General features: G+C 48.5%; 7 protein-coding genes. All 7 read left to right on the plus strand.

The window, feature by feature from the left end:
- Window positions 1-910: CpsD/CapB family tyrosine-protein kinase (locus KQJ19_RS21225; protein WP_216404097.1), on the plus strand; the 910-nt coding region annotated here is incomplete at its 5' end.
- Complete coding sequence (locus KQJ19_RS21230) at window positions 907-2,118, plus strand: capsular biosynthesis protein (protein ID WP_216404098.1); 1,212 nt, start codon at window positions 907-909, stop codon at window positions 2,116-2,118. The genes KQJ19_RS21225 and KQJ19_RS21230, both read left to right, overlap by 4 nt.
- Window positions 2,115-3,485, plus strand: a complete 1,371-nt coding sequence (locus KQJ19_RS21235) for a hypothetical protein (protein WP_046274865.1) — start codon at window positions 2,115-2,117, stop codon at window positions 3,483-3,485. Before KQJ19_RS21230 ends, KQJ19_RS21235 begins: the two co-directional genes overlap by 4 nt.
- A 4-nt stretch (window positions 3,486-3,489) precedes the next feature.
- Window positions 3,490-4,479, plus strand: a complete 990-nt coding sequence (locus KQJ19_RS21240; protein WP_016154114.1) for a glycosyltransferase — start codon at window positions 3,490-3,492, stop codon at window positions 4,477-4,479.
- A 14-nt stretch (window positions 4,480-4,493) separates the two neighbouring features.
- Window positions 4,494-5,705: a glycosyltransferase family 4 protein gene (locus KQJ19_RS21245; RefSeq protein WP_216404099.1), complete on the plus strand. Its 1,212-nt coding sequence runs from the start codon at window positions 4,494-4,496 to the stop codon at window positions 5,703-5,705.
- 1 nt (window position 5,706) lies between these two features.
- Complete coding sequence (locus KQJ19_RS21250) at window positions 5,707-6,819, plus strand: glycosyltransferase family 4 protein (protein ID WP_016157268.1); 1,113 nt, start codon at window positions 5,707-5,709, stop codon at window positions 6,817-6,819.
- Between the two features lie 2 nt (window positions 6,820-6,821).
- Window positions 6,822-7,148 (plus strand): hypothetical protein (locus KQJ19_RS21255; protein WP_216404100.1); only part of this gene is annotated, 327 nt, incomplete at its 3' end.

Raw genomic sequence — 7,148 nt, forward strand, 5'->3', positions numbered from 1 at the left:
GTTATACGATCCCGCAGTTCCCGCATTAAAACCGGCGAAGCCGAATAAATCACTGCTGTTGGTGATGGTGGTCATGCTGGTGGTCGTGTTCAGCATCATGTATTTCATTGTCAAAGCGGCGATGGATAACTCAATCGCCAGCCTGAGTCGCATGAAAAAGCGCCTCAACGTTACCCCGCTGGGCGAAATCCGTCGTTTTAGTGGAACCTCAGGGCGTGCGCAAGTGCGGGACATGATCCTGAAGAACCCGCTGAATGCCGATATTGTGCACGGTATCCGTACCCGGATTATGCTGGATAATCGTCCATTACAGACGCTCGCCGTGGCATCGACGGAACACGGTGATGGGCGTTCTTTGTTGGCGAATCTGTTAGCGAACTCCTTTAGTTTTGACCAGAAAACGCTGCTTATTGATGCGGATTTCTTTAATACGGGCGGGCTTTCTTCTGAACTGGCATCACCTACATCCGCAGGCCTGGCTGAGCTGCTGCGCGGAGAGACTCAGCTGGAACAGGCGCGGATCACGCTCAGTGATAATCTCGACTTTATTGCGCACGGCAAGAGCACCATCTCTTCTTTACTGATGTTGTCGTCGGAGCATGTTGAACCCTTAATGCGCGAACTGAAATCGCATTATCAGCGCATCATTATTGATGTTGCTGCTGTGAATCAGAGTCAGGATGTTCAACTGATCAAACGTGCCGTCGATGGGGTTGTTTTCATTGTGAAAGCCGGGGTGGAGTCGGCGGGACACATCGCCAGCGCGCTGGATAAGATTGAGGAAAATAACGGCGTGGTGATTGGCGCGGTACTCAATGCGGTTGAAGAAAAAGATCTTGAAACCCAGGAGGGTCTGCGTTCACTTAACTTCAGTACCGATCAACTGATGACGACGCCAGGCCGGGTATGAGTCTACTGAAGAGCGCTTCCACGATAGCCGGTTCATCAGTCATCTCGCAGTTGATTGGTGCGCTGTCTATCTGGTTGATTTCACACAAGTACGATATGGCTGAGGTGGGGCTTTATGCGCTCAATTACAGCATCGCCGTAGTGGGCGCGCAGGTGTGTACCTTTGCATCGCAGCTTTTAATTCCAAAACAGCACGACGACGAACTGGTACAGAACGTCGTTTTTTGCCTGATCCAAAGCACGATCATTGCCTTACCGTACGCCGTACTGACAGCGTGGCTGTTTCACCAGAACATCCTGTTCCTCTATTTGCTGACGCTGGCGACGGCGTGGGTTTTAATCTCGGAAAACCTGTCGCTGCGCACGGCCAATTTTCGTTTTCTGATTTTCCAGCGCATCTCTGTCTCTGTGGTGGTATTACTTTCGGTTCTGGTTACGCATCAGGTGCAACTGTTTTATTGGTCATGGGCCTGCGCGACGATGCTGCTGACCATAAGCTGTATTTTGCATTCGTTTGATATTCGTTCCGTGGCGGCCAGACATTTGCGACCTGCCAGTAACTGGCATTTTTTCAAACAAAATATCCATCACATTACCAAAGTCGGTAGTGCGGAAGTGCTGGCGATGGCCAGCAGTAATTTGCCGATTATGTTGATTAACTTTTGGTTCTCGGCGCTGACGGCAGGTTATTTTTCCGTGGTTAGCCGCTTTTGCCTGGCGCCGGTGGTGATCATCGGCAACGCAGTGCGCAATACTATTTTTTCCAAGTGGTCTATCGACTTCAGAAATAACACCTTTAATTATCAGGAATATACCAGGGTACGGTTGCTACTGTTGGTTCTGGGGGTTATCTGTACTCTCGGGGTGTTTATTTTCTATCCAATAGTGATGCGTCTGGGCTTTAGCGAAGACTGGATTAACTCCATTGAGACGTCGCGCTACATGTTGCCCTATTTATTCCCGGCGCTGGCGATAAGCCCTCTGACGGTGATTGAGCTTATTTTTGGTTCCCACCGCTATTTTCTGCGTATCCAACTGGAACAGCTGGCGATTGTGTTATTCGCATTTGTCGTCATTCCCTATTTTCATAAAGATTATGCCACGTCGGTTATCCTGTTTTCTTCACTGACATTTATTCGCTACGCCTTCATTTATCTGAAAATGAATAAGCGAGCCAATCTTCTGAAAGATAAGCCGGTGATACTATGACGCTGAATACCGGATACTATTTACAGGTTTTTAGCTTTGTCACGCTGATCCTGTGTGGCCTGGTGCAATACTTTACCGGCATGCAGTCGGTGCTGTGGCTCCCCTTTTTCCTGACCCTGTTGATGGTGGGATTATTGGTGATGCAGACGCGTGATGGCTCGCTGCAGCTGGATGCGCAGGAGACGATTGTCCTGGCGTTGTATTTTTCGTTCCTGATACTGGCCGGAACATCGACGCTGATTCAGGGCGGGATCACCGTCGCGATTGTGGCATTTAAAAATGAAATCGCATTGTCACTGGTGATGATCTGTTTGCTGCTGGGATTTTGCCGGGAGTCGCAGATTTACCGTGCAACGCGCTATCTGTACTGGGTGTTTTACGCGCAAATCCCGGTAATGATTTATCAGGTTTTACTGGTCGTTCCCCAGCGCGTTGCGGTGCGTGGCGAAGATGAGAAATGGGACTCCGTGGTTGGTACGTTTGGCGGTGACCCCATGGGGGGCGGTAACACTGCTGCGATGGGCCTGTTTTGCCTGTTGATTATGTTGTTAAAAGTCTCTGAGTATAAGCACGGATTGACCACGTTCAAGTCCATGGCGTTGCACATTGTTCTTGGGATCGGGCTATGTATTATTGGTGAAGTGAAGTTCGTCATTCTGCTGTCACCTCTGTTCCTCGCGTGGGTGTGGATCTCGCCGAGCTACGTCAAAGACGTCAGTAAGGTTAATCTGAAAACGCTGTTGGTTATTGTGGCGGGCATGCTGCTGCTTATTAGCCTGTCGATAGTGATCCTCGCGTACTATTATTCTTCCGCGTTTGGCGGCGATCCGTCGAAAAGCTCGTTAAGCATTTTCATCGACTCCTTAAGCTATATCTTTGACCCGAACTACATCATGTCTACCGGGGAGTTAGGGCGCTTTACGACGTTCCTGTTCTGGTTGAAAAATAACGATCTGTGGGGGCTTTCAGGAACGTTATTTGGGTACGGGCTCAACGCCACAAACAGCGGGAGTACGGTGTCGCCGGGCTTTTTGAATATCATTTATAACTTAATTCTCGACTCGACTTCCCTGAGTATGCTGCTGTGGGAAGTCGGGGTGATCGGCACGTTACTTTTTATTAGCTTATTCATTTATATCCTGAAAGTTTGTCAGCCAAAGCCATTACTGACGCTTGAACAACTGGACCAGCAGGATCTTCAGTTGCTGAGCTTTGCACCGGCGTTTAACGCTTTTGCTATCAGTTGCTTAATTAGCTTACCTTACAGCCAGATACTGATGATTACACCGATGTTACAATTCCTGTTCTATTTATCACTAGGATCAAGTTTAGTGATTCGTCGAACCGTCCTTCGCTGTGTAGGGTAATTGTATGGACCAAAAACCGTTTATTTCAGTGAGTATTAAAACACTCAATGAATCTGAATGTATTGAGAAAACGATAGACAGTATCCGCAGGCAGCTTGTTGATTATCCACATAAAATTATAGTGGCAGATAGCCTGTCAACGGATAACACCCAACAGCTTGCGATCGATAAAGGGGTGACCGTGGTCTCTTTAACTGACCCAGGCGATCGCTGCTGCGGCGTCGGGCATCAGTTAGGTTATCTGTATAGTGAAGGGGAATATCTGTTGCTGATGGACGGCGACATGGAGCTGGAAGAGGGCTTTGTGGATCAGGCTGTCGCTTTTTTGCAGGCTGAGCCGGAATATGCAGGGGTCGCGGGAACCGTTGAAATGGACGATGCCGTTAACTATGAATTTAAATCGCGTAAGCAGCGTATTAGTAAAATCTATCCGCTTGGAGATAGCGACCATTTAGGCGGTGGTGGGTTATATCGCCGCTCTGCGATTGAGAAAATTGGTTATCTCACCAACCGTAATTTGCACGCTTATGAAGAAGCCGAACTTGGCCTGCGTTTGCTCGATGCGGGTTATAAACTACGCCGTCTGAATATTCCGTATTTTATTCATACTTCGCATACCATGCCGACCTTTCAGATGCTGAAGCACCGCTGGAAAAGTGGATACTATCAGGCACCGGGCGAGCTTTTACGTTGTGCATGGGGAAAACCTTATTTCGGCAAAGCGTTAAAAATGGTTAAGAACGAGGCGATTTTTTCTGTGTATCTGATTGCCTTGTTTATTGCGGCGGTGACCTTCAATCTCGAACTTTTCGATATTGCATTTCTACCCTTGCTTGCCTTTATTATCTTGAAAACCGTGCAGAATCGATCGTTATTGAACGGATTGCAGAGCGTAATGAACCTGGCCGTGCTTTCTGCGGGACTTGTTAAAGGGTTGACTAAACCAGTACGCGATCCGTTGACTCCGCCTGACAGTAAAATCATTCATGAATAACTAAGGCTGGCGCAATGAAAGTTTTATTAGTGAATAAGTTTTTTTTCATTAAAGGCGGCGCGGAAACCGTTTATTTTCAAGAGCGCGAGATGCTGAAACAGGCCGGAGTACAGGTTATTGATTTCTCGATGCAGCATGAGAACAATTTCCCTTCGGACTATGCGGATTATTTCGTCAGCAATGTGGACTACCACCAAGAGCGCAATCTGCTGGGCGGGCTCAAAACGGCGGTTAACTTTATTCATAATTCGCAGGCCTGCAAAAAGATGCTGGCGCTACTACAAAAAGAGCGTCCGGATATCGTCCACTTCCATAACATTTACCATCAGTTAACGCCGGCGTTGATTAAAGTGGCCCGCAATTTTGGCTGCAAAACGGTGCTGACCGCGCATGACTATAAAATCGTCTGTCCTGCCTATTCCATGCTGCGCGACGGTAAAGTGTGTGATTCCTGTATTACCGGGACGGTTTTCAATGCCTTCAGGTATCGTTGCCAGGAAGGCTCTGCTTCAAAAAGCCTCCTGCTCTCTTTAGAGGCGACCTGGCAGTATATTGCGCAAAATTACCAGGCGCTGGATGTGATCGTTTCGCCGAGCGTCTTTTTACGCGGCGTATTGTTGCGTACGCTGCCGAATTCGCGCATTGATGTCATCGTCAATGGCGTTGATGACAGCCGTCCTCTGGGTGAGGTAAGCGATGCGGGCTATATGCTGTACTTCGGTCGCCTGAGCCGTGAAAAGGGCGTGGCAACGTTATTGGCGGCGCATGAGAAAATGCAGAACAAAGCGCCGCTGAAAATTGTGGGGCACGGTCCCCTGCACGACGAATTAGTCGCCCAATACCCGGACGTTGAGTTTTTAGGTTATGTGCAACAAGGGGAAGCTCTCGATAACCTTATTAAGCATGCGCGGGCAGTGATCCTTCCTTCAGAATGCTATGAAAACTGTTCTATGGCGATATTAGAGGCGATGTCCTTAGGCAAGCCGGTGATCGGATCGCGCATCGGTGGCATCCCGGAACAAATTCGTGACGGCATCGAAGGGATTTTATTCGAACCTGGCAATGCGCAGGAGTTAGCAAATGCGATGGATGCACTGGCCGACTCGCCAGAGAAGGCGCGGGTCATGGGCTTACAGGGTCGTGCGCGATTGAGTGAAAAATATGCGCTGAGTAAACATATGGATACTCTACTGGCGCTCTATAAAGAACTGCTGAGCAGGCCATAGTATGAGTAAAAAAATAACGGTTTTTGGTACGCGTGGTATTCCCGATGTATTGGGCGGGGTGGAGACACACTGTCAGAATCTATATCCTGCCATTAAGCAGCAGTTGGACGTTGATATTTGCGTGATTGCACGCTCGCCGTATGTAAATTACAAACGATCATTATATAAGAAAGTTGAAACCTACGCGCTGTGGGCACCCAAAAAGCGCTCGCTGGAAGCGATTGTCCATTCCGTTTTAGCGGCATTTAGGACAAGTATCGACCATTCAGATATTGTGCATGTCCATGCTATCGGACCTGGGCTTGTGATCCCCTTATTACGCATGTTAGGGAAGAAGGTGGTGTTCACCCACCATGGACCTGATTACGATCGTCAAAAATGGGGATTTGTTGCTAAAAAAATATTGCTGCTGGGTGAGCGTTGGGCAGTGAGATATGCCAACGAAGTGATTGTGATTTCTGAGGTTATTAATCAACTGATCCAGAAAAAACACGCTCGCTATGATGCGCATTTAATTCACAATGGCGTCAACGAGCCGCGGTCGTTATCTGCGCTGACCATCGACAATACGCTCTCCCGCTTTGGGCTGCAGCCGAAAAACTACCTCGTGGTGGTTGGGCGATTTGTGGAAGAAAAAGGGATGCATGATGCCATCGCCGCCTATCAGCGCAGCGGTTTAACTATGCCGTTAGTGTTAATTGGCGATGCGGATCATCCGACCGAATACAGCATTCGCCTCAAAAAGCTTGCCGCGGACACCCCTGGCGTTGTGATGACGGGGTTCTTGCGTGGTGATGAGCTTCAGGCGGTGTTTTCCCAGGCACAGCTGTTTGTGATGCCTTCATACCATGAAGGATTGCCCATTGCGCTGCTGGAAGCGATGTCATTTTCTCTTCCTGCCGTCGTCAGTGATATTCCGGCTAACCTCGAAGTTCAACTGCCGTCCGAGGCCTATTTTAAGGTGGGGGATGTGACCAGCCTGGCCGAAAAATTAACCGAATGGGCGGCAACCAATAGCGTGGACTATCGTGTATATTTGCAAAACTACAACTGGCATGAAATCGCCAAAAAGACGATTAACGTCTATCACTCAATTGATAAAGATATAGGTTAATTTTGACCAGTCCTCAAAATCGTCCTCCCGTCATCGAACGATTTTATGCTCATCTTGACGAGCCGATTGCGCAAGGGTTGACCCCTGAACAAAAAGAAGGGGTGGAAAAAGCGATCCTGGCCTCGACTCTGACTTCGCGGCATCAGATCGATATTCGCCGAAGCTTTCCCTTTTTCAGTAAACGCTATTATCTGGTTTTTTTGTTTGGCAGAGATTTGCGTCGGCAGCATCGTCAGGAATCGACCCTGTCGAGAATATTGCTCACTTTTTTGCTGCTGATTGCCGTGTTGTTCGTTACCTGCTGCGTGTTGCTGACGCTGTATATGATC

This window comes from Citrobacter sp. S46_ASV_140 (genome assembly GCF_018919545.1).
GTDB classification, from domain to species: domain Bacteria; phylum Pseudomonadota; class Gammaproteobacteria; order Enterobacterales; family Enterobacteriaceae; genus Citrobacter; species Citrobacter braakii.